The sequence below is a fragment of the Limnohabitans planktonicus II-D5 genome, from assembly GCF_001270065.2.
Lineage (GTDB): Bacteria > Pseudomonadota > Gammaproteobacteria > Burkholderiales > Burkholderiaceae_C > Limnohabitans_A > Limnohabitans_A planktonicus.
Map to the genome: position 1 here is coordinate 30,687 of NZ_LFYT02000012.1, position 16,401 is coordinate 47,087.

Consider the following 16,401-nt stretch of genomic DNA (forward strand, 5'->3'; position numbering starts at 1 on the left):
GCCGCCAGGGTTTCAGGGTTTCAGGGTTTCAGCTTTGACTTTTTCGGTGATGTAGGCCAGAGCTTCTTCAACCTGGTCGATGAGGATCAGGCACAAATCACCTGCATTCAGACGCGAGAGCGCGATGTCAATGGCATTGAACTCGCCCTGAATGTCTTCGATATGGCGCGTGCGTGCCGCGCCATGCAAACCTTCGCGCAGCAGCTGGATGACTTCGCCGTCGGCGCGGCCCCGCTGGCAGGCGTCCTGATACAGCAGCACATCGTCAAAAGCAGCCCCCAGAATTTGCGTCTGCTCGCGGATGTCCTGGTCGCGGCGGTCACCGGCACCGCTGATCACCACCACGCGCTTTTGGGCAGGCATGTTGTCCACGGCCTGCACCAGAGCCTGGATGGCATCGGGGTTGTGGCCGTAATCGGCAATCAAGGTGGCCCCTTTGTAATCGAACACGTTGAAGCGACCGGGCACGCCCTGGATATCGCTGATGAACGTTGCAAGGCCCTGGGCGATGGCGTCCCAAGGCACATTCACGGCCCAGGCTGCAGCCACAGCCGCCAGCACGTTTTCAGTCTGAAAACCGATCTGTCCCTGGCGCGTGATCGGCACTTGGGCCAGCGGGATGCGGAAAATCTGTTTACCGTTTTGCGCCACGAGGTCGCCGTCCTCGGTGAAGACCACGCGTTTGCCTTGTGCGCGGTGCGCAGCCAGCACAGGCTGGTTGCCGTCGAGTGCAAAAAAAGTCACATCGCCGGGGCAATGAAGCGCCATGGACACCACCGCAGGGTCGGCAGCATTGAGCACGGCCATGCCGCTTTGCTCCACGTTGAGCACGATGACGCGCTTGACCACTGACAGGTCTTCAAGGGTGGTGATGTAGTTCAAGCCCAGGTGGTCACCTGAGCCCATGTTGGTGACGACGGCCACCTTGCAGCGGTCAAAGGCTTGGCCTTCGCGCAACAGGCCGCCACGGGCGGTTTCAAACACGGCGGCATCCACATCGGGGTGCATCAGCACGTTGCGGGCGCTGCGCGGGCCACTGCAGTCACCTGAATCGGTCTGGCGGCCGTTGACGTACACACCGTCGGTATTGGTCATGCCCACGCGCAGGCCCTGAGCCCGCAGCAGGTGCGCTGTCAGGCGAACCGTGGTGGTCTTGCCGTTGGTGCCGGTGACGGCAATCACGGGCACGCGACCCGTCTCGCCATCAGGGAACATCTGGTCAATGACGGCATTGCCCACATCGCGCCCCTTGCCATAGGACGGGCTGATGTGCATGCGCAAACCGGGTGCGGCATTGACTTCCACAATACCGCCGTTTTGTTCTTCGAGTGGGCGCATCACCGATTCGCACACCACGTCCACGCCGCAAATGTCCAGGCCCACCATCTGGGCCGCTTCGATCACGCGGGCGGCCACGTCAGGGTGCACATCGTCGGTCACGTCGGTGGCTGTGCCGCCGGTGGACAGGTTGGCGTTGTTGCGCAGGATGACGCGACGGCCTTTTTCGGGCACTGATTCGGGTTCCAGGTCTTGTTCGCGCAGGCGGCCAATGGCGATGTCATCGAAACGGATTTTGGTCAGCGATGTGGAGTGGCCAGAGCCCCGACGCGGGTCGGCGTTCACCAGGTCTACCAGCTGACGCACGGTGTGCTTGCCGTCACCCACCACCAAGGGCGGCTCACGACGTGCGGCGGCGATCAGCTTATTGCCCACCACCAGCAGGCGGTAATCGTGGCCGGGCAGGAATTTCTCGACCATCACGGTGCCGTAACGCTCGGCGGTGACATAGGCGTTGTCAAAGGCTGTGCGGTTGGTGATGTTGACCGAGACGCCTTTGCCCTGATTGCCGTCCTGCGGTTTGACGACCACGGGCAGGCCCACTTCCAGTGCCACTTGCCAGCCCTCATCCACGGACTGGACGGGCCGTCCCATCGGCACAGGCACCCCTGCCGCGTGCAAGAGGCTTTTGGTCAGGTCCTTGTCTTGCGCAATGGATTCGGCAATCGCGCTGGTGGAGTCGATTTCGGCGGCTTGAATGCGCCTTTGCTTGGCACCCCAGCCAAACTGGACCAGGCTGCCATCGGTCAGGCGGCGGATGGGCACGCCACGGGCCATGGCTGCGTCCACGATGGCGACGGTCGAAGGCCCCAGACGCACGTTTTCATCCAGTTCATGCAGTTGCGTGATGGCCGCTTCAAGGTCAAACCCGACACCGGCAATGGCCGCGTTGCAGAGTTTTTCGGCCAAATCGAGGGCCAGGCGCCCAACGACTTCATCGTTGTATTCCACCACTACTTGGTACACCCCGGGCTCTTGTGTGGGGGTGGTGCGACTGAAGGAGATGAGGCAACCTGCTTGCACCTGCAGGCCCAGCGCCACTTTTTCAAGAGCGTGCGCCATGGCCACTTGCTGGCCCGGCCGTTGCCCGTCAAATGGGCCGACTTGCGGGAAGATGCGACGCAGTTGCTGTTCGATGGGGTGCTGGGCGTTCAGACCTTGCTCATGGGGTGTGCAAGTGATGATGGCTTCAATGGCCGTGTGGCGGCTCCACAAGTTGGGGCCGCGCAAGGCGCGAATTCGGGACACTTCCATGGAGGTGGGTTCCTGTTGTTCTTCTGGGGCCGCTTCAGACGGCGGCGGTTTGGCCGTAGCTCTTGACACCAGCGCGGATCAGGTCTGCACCCATGTCCAGAGCCCAGGCTGCGCAGGCGGCAATCAGCATGTCGGTTTGGCTGAGTGTGTCGGTTTTCAGCAAGCGGGACACAGCGGGGCGCTGACTGGACAGCACGGACACTTCCTTGCTGCCTTCGGCCAGGATCAGCTGGCCATCGCGCCAGAAACCGACGCGACCCCCTTCGCTGCGGTGCGCGCTCAGGCACGCGTTGGATTCATGGGTGGCATAAAAAATCACGCCGCCATCGCTGTACTGCGCCAGATCGGCCACGGCTTCATCTTCTGCGTTGAGCACGGCAAAGCCATGCGGCAGCACCAGATCAATCTGGGTGCGTATGTAGCTGGGCATTTTCTCGTCCGGCCCGGGATACAGGTCTTCCAGCGGTGCGGCTTTCGGCATGCGGGTGACGATGCCCACTTGGCAGCGGTCATAGGGCAGGCCCTGGGTCAGCAAACGCCGTGCATCCGTTTCGAACACGGCCGCTTGTACGGATCGGTTCACCAGCAAACGCTCGGCTTGTTCAAAGTCCATGGCATGCTGCGTCTGAACGCGGCGTTGGTGCATGTAAAGGCCATCGGCACAGGCCAGGCCCGTATAAAAGCCGTTGAGATGCAGCAACCAGGCGATCAGTTTGGCGCTGCGGGTGGTGTCACCATCGCCCATCAGGCCGACCACCGGGATGCGGCCTGTCTCGTTGGGGGCAATCAGGTGATCGGCAATGGCTTGACCGACTGATCGCGCCTGGCCTTCGGCCGGATTCAGGTGCATCAGCAAGCTGGGGCCGGCGTTGACTTCAACGATCACGCCTTGCTGGCCCAGAGGTTCGCGGATGTCGGGGGTCACCACATCCACACCGGCAATGTCCAGGCCCACCACGCGGGCTGCGAGCACGGCCAGTGCGGCCACATCGGGGTGCACCTCGTCTGTGACGTCGGTGGTCATGTTGCCCGTGCGCTTGACCAGCACCTGGCGGCCTGCCTCGGGCACGCTGTCGGGGTTCAGGCCTTGGCGGGCCAATTCCAGCACTTCGGGGCTGTTGTCGCGCAGGCGCACCCGTTCAAGGGGCAGACTGCCGTCGCTGCCACGGCGTGGGTCGGAGTTGATCTGCATCTCGACCAGATCACGCACGCTGTGCTGGCCGTCGCCCGTCACGCTGGCGGTTTCGCCGCGGCTGGCGGCCACCAGGCGGTCACCCACCACCAGCAGGCGGTGTTCGGCACCCCGAACAAAGCTTTCCACGATGACTTCGCTGCCTTGATCCAGGGCGATGGCGTAGGCCGCCTCCACATCGGCCTGGGTGTTCAGGTCCAGGGATACGCCCCGGGCACGGTTGCCGTCGCTGGGTTTGACGCACACGGGCAGGCCGATTTCCTGCGCGGCTTCCCAGGCAGCGGCGGGGCTTGCCACCACCTGGCCTTCTGGCACGGGCACGCCGCACATGGCCAGCAGGTTTTTGGTCAGGTCCTTGTCTTTGGAGATACCTTCGGCAATGGCGCTGGTGCGGTCGGTCTCGGCCGTCCAGATGCGGCGCTGGTTCACGCCGTGGCCCAGTTGCACCAGGTTGCCTGCGTTCAGCCGGATGAAGGGCACACGCCGGTCATAAGCCGCTTCAACGATGCTGGCGGTGCTGGGGCCGACAGACAGGCTGTCGACCATGTCGGTCAGTTTGGCAATGGCACCGGGCACGTCAAACAGATTGTCGTGAATGGCCGCCAGGATCAGTTCGCGTGCCATTTCCAGTGCGCTGCGACCCACGTCCTCGTGGTCGGTGCGGATGATGACTTTGTAGACGCCACGCGGGCCCGCCTCACGCGCCTTGCCAAAGCCCATGGGCATGCCCGCGCGTGTTTGCAGCTCCAGACTGACGTGTTCCAGAATGTGGCCAGCCCAGGTGCCGGTGTCCAGCCGCTGGAAGAAGCCGCCGCGCACGCCAGGCGTGCAGCGGTGCTCGATCATCTGGGGTAGCCAGGCCTTGAGCCTGTCGTTGAAGCCGGGTAGCAAATTGGAAGGGAAGTCTTCCAATTCACCGATGTCGATCAGGGCTTCGATCACGGGACGGTAGGTCCAGATGTTCGGGCCGCGCAAATGGGTCATGCGCAGGAATTGGATGTTTTTGGTGCTCATGGCTTGGGGGAGGGGCAACGATACAATGATCGGCCAATGGTGGCGCTGGCCAGAAGCTCAGAATTCGAAAGATACATGGGCAGTGTTGTTGCAGTCGTTGGCCACATCAATGGTAGTTTTTGTCTCGACTGGCCAAATGGCTGGTCGGCTATTTGCGGTTCAATCTTCATGATCTCAACATCTTCCTCTGTTTTGCCCCGTCCGGTGATTCCAGACGCCTGGCAAACCGAGGTTTCAGTGCACCTTCAACCTGAAGAAAACGCGTCAGCCTGGTTGGAAGTTGACCTCGATGCGCAATTGAGGTTCGCTAAAAATGTCATTATTTTGACTGATCGCCGGGTTTTATCACCTGACGGCCCTGAAAAAAATTGGCGCAGCTGGGCTTTGCAGCCCGATTTGAGCCTGAAATTGAGCGATCACGCGGGTGTCGGCACGCTGGAGTTGTCCACCTCTGCGGGCCGTCTGGCCGTTTGGCGCTTCACCCTGGGCTTGCAACCGGTGGTGGCGCGCTGGGTCGCGCAATTTGAAAGCCAGATGGCACGTCTGGGCGCAGAGGCCCAGGGGCAGCCGTTGCAAACCCTGCTGTCGGGCGCGGTTTGTCCGGTTTGCCAAAGTCCCATGCGCAAGGATGAGGATGAGTGTTCCCAATGCGGCCGCGAAGACCTGACGCCGCCTTCCACCTGGACCTTGTTCAAGCTGTGGCGTTTTGCCAAGCCCTACCAGGGCTCGCTGCTGGCGGGTTTTGTGCTGACTTTGGCGGCCACGGCTGCGACCCTGGTGCCGCCCTACCTGACCATGCCGCTGATGGACGACATCCTGATCCCTTACCAGAATGGCAAGGCGATTGATCCGGGCCTGGTGTCCCTGTATTTGCTGGGTTTGCTGGGTGCAGCGCTGTTGGCCTGGGGCTTGGGCTGGGCCAAAACCTACATCCTGGCGCTGGTGTCCGAGCGCATTGGCGCAGACTTGCGCACCACCACCTACGAGCATTTGCTCAAGCTCTCGCTGGAATACTTTGGCGACCGCCGCACCGGTGACCTGATCGCCCGCATCGGCAACGAGACCGACCGCATCAACGTGTTCCTGTCCTTGCACCTGCTGGACTTTGCCACCGATGTGCTGATGATCCTGATGACGGCGGTCATCTTGTTCACCATCAACCCCACCTTGGCCCTGGTGACCTTGCTGCCGCTGCCCTTCATTGGCTGGCTGATCCATGTGGTGCGCGAGCGCTTGCGCACCGGCTTTGAAAAAATCGACCGCGTCTGGGCCGAAGTGACCAATGTGCTGGCCGACACCATCCCCGGCATCCGCGTGGTCAAGGCCTTTGCCCAGGAAGACCGTGAAGCCAACCGCTTCAAGGACGCCAACCGCCACAACCTGATGGTCAACGACCGCCTCAACCGCGTCTGGGCCTTGTTCTCGCCCACCGTCACGCTGATGACCGAAGTGGGTCTGTTGGTGGTGTGGGGCTTTGGCATCTGGCTGGTGTCGGATGACCAAATCACCGTGGGTGTGTTGACCGCATTCCTGGCCTACATCGGCCGCTTTTATGGCCGTCTGGACACGATGAGCCGCATCGTTTCGCACACGCAAAAGGCTGCATCGGGGGCCAAGCGTATTTTTGACATCCTGGACCACGTCTCCAGCGTGCCCGAGCCGGTGAATCCTTTGCCCCTGCCACAGGTGCAAGGGCGCATCACGGTGCGCGACGCCGGTTTTCGCTACGGCAACCGCGCCGTGATCCGCCAGCTCAATCTGGACATCCAGCCTGGTCAGATGATCGGACTGGTGGGGCACAGCGGCTCGGGCAAAAGCACCTTGGTCAATTTGATCTGCCGCTTTTACGACTTGACCGAAGGCGTCATCGAGCTCGATGGCACCGACATCCGTCAGCTCAAAATCGCCGACTACCGCAGCCAGATTGGTCTGGTCTTGCAAGAGCCTTTCCTGTTCTTCGGCACGATTGCCGACAACATCGCCTACGGCAAACCCGGTGCAACCCGTGAAGACATCGTGGCCGCCGCCCGCGCCGCGCATGCCCATGAGTTCATTTTGCGCATGCCGCAGGGGTATGACTCGCTGGTGGGGGAGCGGGGGCAGGGTCTGTCGGGGGGGGAGCGTCAGCGCATCTCGATTGCGCGTGCCCTGCTGATCAATCCGCGCATCCTGATCCTGGACGAGGCCACCTCGGCAGTGGACACCGAGACCGAAAAAGAAATCCAGCGGGCCCTGGACAACCTGGTGCGCGGTCGCACCACCATTGCCATTGCGCACCGCTTGTCCACCTTGCGCAAAGCCGACCGTTTGGTGGTGATGGACAAGGGTGTGGTGGTCGAAGAAGGCTCGCACGATGAGCTGATAGAAACCCAGGGCGCTTACTGGCGCCTGTACGAAGCGCAGCAGCGCCAGGCCGAGGCCGAAGCGGTTTTGGGGGGCAACAGCCCGGTGACAGCACAAAAGGTGAGCGCATGACCCCGTTTGATTTGCAACGCGATGCCTTTGGCCGTTGGACCCTGGTGATGGCTGACGGGGTACGCCACGCGCCGGTGACGGCGCTGCGGGCTTACCCCGTGACCTCACCCGAGCAGGGTATTGCCCTGATGGATGCCGAAGGGCATGAACTGCTCTGGATCGAAGACCTGACCAAGCTCGATGTTGACGTGCGCACCACCGTCTTGCAGGCACTCAATGAACGGGAATTCCTGCCTGAGATCCTGCGTCTGGAAGGGGTCAGCAGCTTTGCCACGCCCAGCACCTGGACGGTGCTCACCGATCGGGGCGTGAACCAGTTCCTGCTCAAGGGCGAAGAAGACATTCGCCGCCTGACGGGCACGGTGCTGCTGATCAACGACGCCGATGGCGTGCAATACATGATCCGTGACCTCGCAGCCATGGACAAACACTCGCGCAAGCTGCTCGACCGCTTTTTGTAAACCTTTTGGTCATGGGTAGCCATGGTGGTCATCCAGTAACCTATCCGTCATTGCGAGCGAAGCGTGGCAATCCAGTGTCTGCTTCAGCACCCATTCTGGATCGCCGCGTCGCAAGCTCATCGCGATGACAGATTTTTGGGGGGGCGCCACGTCCCGCCACGTCGCTGCGCTCCTTGCGGCTGGAGGCGGCTTCTTGCGAGGATGAAATGAGGGTGGCTGGGCCCTGCGCGCCGTCCATGTGAACCACTTTCCCGTCATTGCGAGAGAAGCGCGGCAATCCAGTCTTTGGCGGTTGATGCCGCACCAAGCCCCGCTTGGGCTACCTGATTTGAACGGCAAGGTCTTGTCATGTCACAAAGGCCAGACCGAGCCATGCTCGGGCACCAGTGCGCGCCATTTGATCTCGTGTTCAATGCGCTGGCGCAGCATGTCAGACGCTTCGCGTTCGCCGTGCACCACATACACCTGCCCGGGGGCGCTGGGCATTTTGTGCAGCCAGCTGAGCAGTTGGTTGGCGTCGGCATGGGCCGAGGCCGACTCGATTTGCACCACCTCGGCGCGCACCGCCACATCTTGCGCGTGGATGCGGATGGGGCTGCGACCGCTTGCCAGCCATGCACCGCGTGTGCCGGGCGCCTGGTAGCCCGTCAGGATGATCAGGTTGCGGTGGTCCCCTGCGTATTGCGCCAAGTGGTGCAGCACGCGCCCACCGGTGGCCATGCCGCTGGCCGCCAGAATCACCATGGGGCCATGTCGCTTGGCCAGTGATTTGGACTGCTCGGGCGTCTCCAGCATGGTGGCCACATGGTCCATCTGGCGCACTTCCTGCACGCTCAGGCGGTGTTCGCCAGGGTGGCGCTCAAATAAGGCGGTGGTGTGGATCGCCATCGGGCTGTCCAGGAAAATCGGCAAACTGCGTGGAATTTCTCCGGCCGCCTTGAGTTGGGCGATGGTGTGCAGCACTGCTTGTGCGCGACCCACCGCGAACACCGGCACCACGGCCACGCCGCCCCGGGCAGCCAATTTGTGCAGCAGGGGGCCGAGTTCTTCAAAAAGCTTTTCCTTGGGGTGCTGGCGATCGCCATAGGTCGATTCGATCAACACCGTGTCGGCTTGCGGCGGCGGCTCGGGCGGGTTCATCAAGGGGTCATCGGGTCGTCCCAGATCGCCGGAAAACAGGATGCGGCGACCGGCCACATCCAGCAGCAAACTGGCCGCGCCCAGAATGTGCCCGGCAGGTTGAAAGCGGGCCTTCCAGCCACGTATGGGCTCGAACCATTGCCCCTGATGTTCCGCGTGCAATTGCTTGAGGCTGTCAATGGCTTCTTGCTGGGTGTACAGCGGCAGGGCCGGGGCGTGTTTGGAAAAGCCGTGTCGGTTGGCAAAGAACGCATCCTCTTCCTGAATGTGGCCACTGTCAGGCAGCAAGATGCTGGCCAGATCGCAAGTCGCCGAGGTGGCATGTACCCGGCCCCGAAAGCCGTTTTTGACCAGCAGGGGCAGGTAGCCGCTGTGGTCCAGGTGCGCATGGGTCAGCAGCACCGCATCGATGTGCGCCGGGTTGGCGGGTAAGGGGCTCCAGTTGCGCAAGCGCAGTTGTTTGTAACCCTGAAACAGCCCGCAATCGACCAGCAGCCGCTTTTGATTGTGCTCGATCAGGTATTTGGAGCCGGTGACGGTGTCAGCTCCGCCCAGAAAGGTGATGGTGGCAGTCATCCTGCCATGGTGGGCGCAAAAGCCCAAGGCCGTTTGACGCAAGTCAAACGGCCTTGGGATCGGTCACAGTGGTCAAGCAGGTCGGCACTCGAAGAGTCCGGCACATGGCTCGCAGACCGAATTCGCCCATGCAGGCTCCGCAGTTCAACAAGTAAATGTCGGGGTCTGCGACCACCGACCTACGAGCTGTAAACATCGTCCTGCGAATTTCCGCCTTGTAGGTCGGCACTCGAAGAGTCCGACATATGGCTCGCAGACCGAATTCGCGCATGCAGGCTCCGCAGCTCAACCAGCAAATGTCGGGGTCTGCGACCACCGACCAGCCCGCTACGACGGCATCATTGTGCGGGTTTAACCGCCGAAAAAGCCCTTGAGCTTGTCGGTCCAGCTCTCGCCACTGGGCTGGTGTTTGCCGCCGCCTTTTTGCAAGGACTCTTCAAACTCCTTGAGCAACTTTTTCTGGTGCTCGGTGAGCTTGACCGGGGTCTCCACGGTGATGTGGCAATACAAATCGCCGGGGTAGCTGCCGCGCACGCCCTTGATGCCTTTGCCGCGGATGCGGAACTGCTTGCCGGTTTGTGTGCCTTCCGGAATGTCAATGGCTGCTTTGCCGCCCAGGGTGGGCACTTCGATTTCGCCGCCCAACGCCGCTTTGCTGAAGCTGATGGGTACAGCGCAATGCAGGTCGTCACCGTCGCGTTCAAAAATCGAGTGCTTTTTCAGGCGAATCTCGATGAACAGGTCGCCCGGGGGCCCGCCGTTGGTGCCAGGCTCGCCATTGCCCGCGCTGCGAATGCGCATGCCGTCGTCGATGCCGACCGGGATTTTGACTTCCAGCGTCTTTTGTTTCTTGACCTTGCCCTGACCTTGGCAGGTGCCACAGGGGTCGGGGATGATCTTGCCCGTGCCGCGGCAGTGCGGGCAGGTTTGCTGCACGCTGAAAAAGCCCTGGCGCATTTGCACCTGGCCCTGGCCGTGGCAGGTCGAGCAGGTTTTGGCGCTGGTGCCGGGTTTGGCGCCGGTGCCGTGACAGGTGTCGCACTCGTCCCAGCTCGGAATGCGCAGCTGCGAGTCTTTGCCGTTGGCCGCCTCTTCGAGCGTGATTTCCATGGCATAGCTCAGATCGGCACCCCGGAAAACCTGGCGACCACCGCCACGTCCACCGCGACCCTGACCGCCAAAGATGTCACCAAAGATGTCGCCAAACGCATCGCCAAAGCCCCCAAAGCCTTGAGCCCCACCGGGGCCACCGCGCATATTGGGGTCCACACCGGCGTGACCGTACTGGTCATAGGCGGCACGTTTTTCGCCGTCTGACAGCATCTCGTAGGCCTCTTTGACCTCCTTGAATTTGGCTTCGGCATCTTTGGCGGCATCCCCCTGGTTGCGGTCAGGGTGGTACTTCATCGCCAACTTGCGATAAGCCTTTTTGATGTCTTCGTCCGAGGCGTTTTTGGCAACGCCCAGCACTTCATAAAAATCTCGTTTAGCCATGGGGGAATCAAACCGTTAGAACAAGAACGCCGCGAAGGCGATTCAGGGGGCTGAATCAGCTTGCGCGGCGGGATGGCAGGCTGGGCTGCAAGGCAGGGGGTCAGCCCTTTTTGACTTCCTTGACTTCAGCGTCCACGACGTTGTCGTCCTGGGGCTTGGCTTGCTCAGCGCCGGCACTGGCCGCAGCTTGTTGCGCTTGCATCTCGGCATAGACCTTCTCGCCCAGCTTTTGGCTGGCCGTCATCAGGGCTTCGGTCTTGGCTTCGATGGCGTCTTTGTCTTCGCCTTTCAAAGCTTCTTCCAGCGCTTTGGCTGCGGCTTCGATGGCTTCTTTTTCAGCTGCTTCGATCTTGTCGCCGTGCTCGGTCAGGCTCTTCTTGACGCTGTGCACAGCGGCTTCGCCCGAGTTGCGGGCTTGCACCAGTTCGAGTTTTTTCTTGTCTTCGGCGGCGTTCAGCTCGGCGTCTTTCACCATTTGCTGGATTTCGGCTTCTGACAGACCGGAGTTGGCCTTGATGGTGATCTTGTTTTCCTTGCCGGTGCCCTTGTCCTTGGCGCCGACGTGCAAGATGCCGTTGGCGTCGATGTCAAACGACACTTCGATCTGGGGCGTGCCACGCGCTGCGGGTGGAATGCCTTCGAGGTTGAACTCGCCCAGCGCCTTATTGCCCGAAGCGATTTCGCGCTCGCCCTGGAACACCTTGATGGTCACGGCGGGCTGGTTGTCTTCGGCAGTCGAGAAGGTCTGTGCGAACTTGGTCGGGATCGTGGTGTTCTTGGTGATCATCTTGGTCATGACACCACCCATGGTCTCGATGCCCAAAGACAAAGGTGTCACGTCCAGCAGCAGCACGTCCTTGCGGTCGCCCGACAGCACCTGGCCCTGGATGGCGGCGCCCACGGCCACGGCTTCGTCAGGGTTCACGTCCTTGCGGGGTTCCTGGCCGAAGAATTCCTTGACCTTTTCCTGCACCTTGGGCATGCGGCTCATGCCGCCCACCAAAATCACGTCATGGATGTCGGAGACCGACACGCCAGCGTCCTTGATGGCGGTGCGGCAAGGGGCAATGGTGCGCTCGATCAGCTCTTCCACCAGCTGCTCCAGCTTGGCGCGGGTCAGCTTGACGTTCAGGTGCTTGGGACCTGTGGCGTCTGCCGTGATGTAGGGCAGGTTGACATCGGTGGATGCCGAGCTGGACAGCTCGATCTTGGCTTTTTCAGCGGCTTCTTTCAGGCGCTGCAGGGCCAGCACGTCCTTGGTCAGGTCGACGCCGGATTCTTTCTTGAACTCGGCAATGATGAAGTCGATGATGCGTTGGTCGAAGTCTTCACCGCCCAGGAAGGTGTCACCGTTGGTGGACAGTACTTCGAACTGCTTTTCGCCGTCGACGTCGGCGATTTCGATGATGGACACGTCAAACGTGCCGCCACCCAGGTCATACACGGCGATCTTGCGGTCGCCCTTTTCGTTCTTGTCCAAACCGAATGCCAAAGCGGCTGCGGTCGGTTCGTTGATGATGCGCTTGACGTCCAGACCGGCAATGCGGCCCGCGTCTTTGGTGGCTTGGCGCTGTGCGTCGTTGAAGTAGGCGGGCACCGTGATGACGGCCTCGGTCACTTCTTCGCCGAGGTAGTCTTCGGCGGTTTTCTTCATCTTGCGCAGGATTTCAGCGCTGATCTGTGGCGGGGCCAGCTTCTGACCGCGCACTTCCACCCAGGCGTCGCCGTTGTCGGCTTTGGCGATGGTGTAAGGCATCAGGTCGATGTCTTTCTGGACTTCTTTCTCGGCGAACTTGCGGCCGATCAGGCGCTTGACCGCGTACAGCGTGTTCTTGGGGTTGGTGACCGCCTGGCGTTTGGCCGATGCGCCGACCAGGATTTCGCCGTCTTCCTGGTAGGCAATGATCGAAGGCGTGGTGCGAGCGCCTTCGGCGTTCTCGATCACTTTGGTGGTGTTGCCTTCCATGATGGCCACGCATGAGTTGGTGGTGCCCAAGTCAATACCGATGATTCTTCCCATGATGATTCTCCAAAATTCAGTGAAAGTGCAGATGGTCTGCAAGTGGGGCAGGGCGGAAACTTTTCAAGTCCCCACACGCCAAAAAAGGTTTTTGCGGTTTTGAAGCCGCGATTTGAGGCCGCGTTATTTGGGGGCGGTGACCGTCACAAGAGCCGGGCGCAGCACGCGCTCGGCAATCAGGTAGCCCTTTTGCAGCACCGTGACCACGGTGTTGGCTTCCTGCTCGGCTGGCACCACGCTGATGGCCTGGTGGTGGTGCGGGTCGAACTTGGTGCCCGCAGGCGGGGCGATTTCGACCACTTTGTTGCGCTCCAGCGCGCTTTTGAGCTGGCGCAGGGTGGCTTCGGAGCCTTCGCGGATTTGTTCCAGCGTGGCGTTGGGGATGGCCAGCCCGGCTTCCAGGCTGTCGAGCACGGGCAGCAAGCTGTCTGCAAAGCCTTCGACGGCGAACTTGCGGGCCTTGCTGATGTCTTCGTCCGCGCGGCGGCGGGCGTTTTGCACATCGGCCTGGGCGCGCAGGTACTGGTCGGCCAAATCGGCGTTTTGGGCCTTGAGGTTGGCCAGTTCCGCTTGGGCATCAGCCAGTGGGTCGGTAGGGGCCATGGCCGCAGCGGCCGCGAGCTCTTCGTCGCTCAGGGGTTTGTTTTCGGGGTTTTGATTGGCTTCTGACATGAACAATGTCCGCAAAAAATGAATACCCCTATCAACTAAGGGCGAATGAACAGACTTCAAGAGGGGGTGCTCAGGCGAATGACGTGGTTTCAGGCCACCAGAAAAAAGCCCGCCTGGCGGCGGGCAGGGTGGCAGACTGAGTGCTCGATCAGTTCAGAGCCAGCAATTCCACGTCAAATTTCAGGGTGGCATTGGGCGGAATCACGCCACCAGCGCCACGGGCACCGTAGCCCAACTCGGACGGGATGATCAAGGTGCGCTGACCGCCCACCTTCATGCCGGCCACACCTTCGTCCCAGCCCTTGATGACCATGCCAGCGCCCAGCGGGAACACAAAGGGATCACGGCGGTCACGGCTCGAATCGAACTTGGCGCCTTGTTGGCCGTCTTTGTAGAGCCAGCCGGTGTAATGCACGGTGACGTCCTGGCCTTTGGTGGCTTCGGCGCCTTCGCCAACAACGGTGTCTTCGAATTGCAGGCCGGAGGGGGTGGTGTTCATGGGTAAGCTTTCTGTGAATGCGCTGGCGCCAACGCAGGCGCTTGCGTGCGGTCGAAAAGCCAAAATTATGCCAGCCCCTACTTGTTCACTCATCCGGACGCTGTCATGTCGGACTCTGCGAGTGCCGACCTACGGGATCAGAATTTGTAGGTCGGCGGTCGAAGACCCCGACATGCGGAGGCTGTCATGTCGGACTCTTCGAGTGCCGACCTACGGGATCAGAATTTGTAGGTCGGCGGTCGAAGACCCCGACATGCGGCTTGTCAAGCTGGCAGCTGGCGTTTGGCCAGGTCGCGCATCAGGGCGCCCACACCGTATACCCAGGGCTTGGCCTGGTCGCTGGTGGTGACCTGGTTGACCAAGGTGCCCAGCTGGGGGGTGGACACGCTCACCACGTCGCCCACCACATGGGTGAAGCCTTGACCAGGGCCATGACGGTCTTGCGTGGGGGCGAACATGGTGCCCAGAAACAGCATCATGCCGTCCGGGTATTGGTGGTACTGGCCCATGGCTTGCCCCACCAGATCCAGCGGATCGCGGCTGATCTGGCTGAGCGAGCTGCTGCCTTGCATCACAAAGCCTTCGGGGCCTTGCACTTTCAGGCTCAGGTCGCTTTGGCGCACATCGTCGATGCCAAAGTGCTCGTCAAACAGGCGGATGAAAGGGCCGATGGCGCAGCTGGCGTTGTTGTCTTTGGCCTTGCCCAGCAGCAGGGCGCTGCGGCCTTCAAAGTCGCGCAGGTTGACGTCGTTGCCCAGGGCGGCACCGACCACTTCACCGCGTGAATTGACGGCCAGTACGATTTCAGGCTCGGGGTTGTTCCACTGGCTGCCCGGGTGAATGCCGACTTGGGCACCGGTGCCCACCGCGCTCATGGCCTGCGATTTGGTGAAAATTTCGGCGTCAGGGCCAATGCCCACTTCCAGGTATTGCGACCACATGCCTTGCGCCAACAAGACTTCTTTGAGCTTGGCCGATTCGGGCGAGCCGGGCTTGACGCTGCGCAGGTTGTCGCCAATCACCGCCACCACCGCCTGACGCACCGCTTCTGCCCGGCTGGCGTCACCCCGTGCCTGCTCTTCGATCACGCGCTCAAGCATGCTGGCCACAAAAGTCACGCCTGCCGCCTTGACGGCCTGCAAGTCGCAAGGGGCCATGAACCAGGGCTGGTCGGCCTGGCGTTTGTTTTCATCGCTGTTGGCCAGTGCATCGGCTGTGCTGGCCAGGCGAGGTGCCTGCCCGGTGCGCATGCATTCACGCACGCGTTCGGCCGCTTGGGGCAGTTCCAGCAAACCGCTGCAAGTGGCCGCCAATTCAGACAGGTCGAACACAGCGTCTTGCGCAATTGCCACCAGCACAGGCCCCAGACTGGGCACCCATAAACGCCCGATCAACAAGGCTTGATGCATGTCTGTGGGCAAGGTGTTAGGCAGCATGTTTCGTCCTTTCGGGCAAAGAAAAATGCAATTTTGACAGCCGGGGTCATGCCAGGCTGTCACCTGGGCGGATTGGCTTGAAACGATTGCTTGCAAGCTTTGTGCGCTGCAAAACTGAATTCTTGCTTGCTTGGGCTAAATTCAGTCGGTTCATACCAAAGGAGTAAACAGTTCATGACCCCGAAAAATTCCGTGTTGACCGCCGTGGGCACAGCCGCTTGTGCCGTCGCCGTTTTATTGACAGGCTGCGCCACCGCCACCCCCGAGCAAAAAGGAGCAGGCACAGGCGCTGTGATTGGGGCGGTCGCTGGGCAAATCCTCGGGCGCGATTCGCGATCGTCTGCAATTGGTGCAGGTCTGGGTGCTTTGGGCGGGTATGTCTGGTCCAAGAACATGGAAGACAAAAAACGCGCCATGGAAGTGGCCACAGCGGGCACTGGCACGGTGGTCACGCAAACTGCTGATAACCAGCTCAAGCTGAGCATTCCGAACGACATTTCGTTTGACACGGGGCGCTATGACATCAAGCCGAATTTGCGCCCGATCCTGGACCAATTTGCCCAGGGTTTGAGCCAGCAAGTGTCCATGGAGGTCAAAATCGTGGGCCACACCGACAACACAGGCAGCGACGCGATCAACAACCCCTTGTCGGTCAACCGGGCGCAAAGTGCGCGCGATTATCTGGTGTCACGCGGCGTCAGTGCGAGCCGCATGGCGATTGATGGCCGAGGTTCCCGTGAACCCATTGCCGACAATGCCAGCGAATCAGGACGCGCCCGCAACCGTCGGATCGACATCTTTTTGGCCGAACGCGCTGCTGGCAGGTGAAG

Annotated in this window: 11 protein-coding genes; 3 read left to right on the forward strand and 8 right to left on the reverse strand. The window is 61.2% G+C overall.

The window, feature by feature from the left end; translation table 11 throughout:
• Positions 1–12: 12 nt before the first annotated feature.
• Positions 13–2,592: a cyanophycin synthetase gene (gene cphA, locus H663_RS31190; protein ID WP_053173924.1), complete on the reverse strand. Its 2,580-nt coding sequence runs from the start codon at positions 2,590–2,592 to the stop codon at positions 13–15.
• 34 nt (positions 2,593–2,626) lie between these two features.
• Positions 2,627–4,798, reverse strand: a complete 2,172-nt coding sequence (locus tag H663_RS31195) for a cyanophycin synthetase (protein WP_053173926.1) — start codon at positions 4,796–4,798, stop codon at positions 2,627–2,629.
• Positions 4,799–4,966: 168 nt separating this feature from the next.
• On the opposite strand from H663_RS31195, the gene H663_RS31200 reads away from it, so the two are divergent.
• Positions 4,967–7,273 carry a cyanophycin metabolism-associated ABC transporter gene (locus H663_RS31200; RefSeq protein WP_083451237.1) on the forward strand — a complete coding sequence of 769 codons (2,307 nt, stop codon included), beginning with the start codon at positions 4,967–4,969 and terminating at the stop codon, positions 7,271–7,273.
• Complete coding sequence (locus tag H663_RS31205) at positions 7,270–7,734, forward strand: cyanophycin metabolism-associated DUF1854 family protein (RefSeq protein ID WP_053173930.1); 465 nt, start codon at positions 7,270–7,272, stop codon at positions 7,732–7,734. The genes H663_RS31200 and H663_RS31205 overlap by 4 nt, the downstream gene beginning before the upstream one ends.
• Before the next feature lie 351 nt (positions 7,735–8,085).
• On the opposite strand, the gene H663_RS31210 is transcribed toward H663_RS31205, so the two are convergent.
• The 6 genes from H663_RS31210 to H663_RS31235 form a co-directional block, all read right to left on the reverse strand.
• Positions 8,086–9,450, reverse strand: a complete 1,365-nt coding sequence (locus tag H663_RS31210; RefSeq protein WP_053176720.1) for an MBL fold metallo-hydrolase RNA specificity domain-containing protein — start codon at positions 9,448–9,450, stop codon at positions 8,086–8,088.
• Between the two features lie 351 nt (positions 9,451–9,801).
• On the reverse strand, positions 9,802–10,944 hold the full coding sequence (dnaJ, locus tag H663_RS31215) for a molecular chaperone DnaJ (RefSeq protein WP_053173932.1): 1,143 nt from the start codon (positions 10,942–10,944) through the stop codon (positions 9,802–9,804).
• 100 nt (positions 10,945–11,044) lie between these two features.
• Positions 11,045–12,964 (reverse strand): molecular chaperone DnaK, encoded by a 1,920-nt coding sequence (gene dnaK / locus H663_RS31220; protein WP_053176722.1) that lies wholly within the window; start codon positions 12,962–12,964, stop codon positions 11,045–11,047.
• 123 nt (positions 12,965–13,087) lie between these two features.
• On the reverse strand, positions 13,088–13,636 hold the full coding sequence (grpE, locus tag H663_RS31225) for a nucleotide exchange factor GrpE (RefSeq protein ID WP_083451238.1): 549 nt from the start codon (positions 13,634–13,636) through the stop codon (positions 13,088–13,090).
• 148 nt (positions 13,637–13,784) lie between these two features.
• Positions 13,785–14,135, reverse strand: a complete 351-nt coding sequence (locus H663_RS31230; RefSeq protein WP_053173934.1) for an FKBP-type peptidyl-prolyl cis-trans isomerase — start codon at positions 14,133–14,135, stop codon at positions 13,785–13,787.
• Between the two features lie 263 nt (positions 14,136–14,398).
• On the reverse strand, positions 14,399–15,571 hold the full coding sequence (locus tag H663_RS31235; RefSeq protein ID WP_053173936.1) for a fumarylacetoacetate hydrolase family protein: 1,173 nt from the start codon (positions 15,569–15,571) through the stop codon (positions 14,399–14,401).
• A 174-nt stretch (positions 15,572–15,745) separates the two neighbouring features.
• On the opposite strand from H663_RS31235, the gene H663_RS31240 reads away from it, so the two are divergent.
• Entirely contained in the window at positions 15,746–16,399 is a 654-nt protein-coding gene (locus tag H663_RS31240) for a YiaD family glycine zipper/OmpA-like lipoprotein (RefSeq protein ID WP_053173938.1), read from the forward strand.
• The last annotated feature ends 2 nt before the right edge of the window (positions 16,400–16,401 follow it).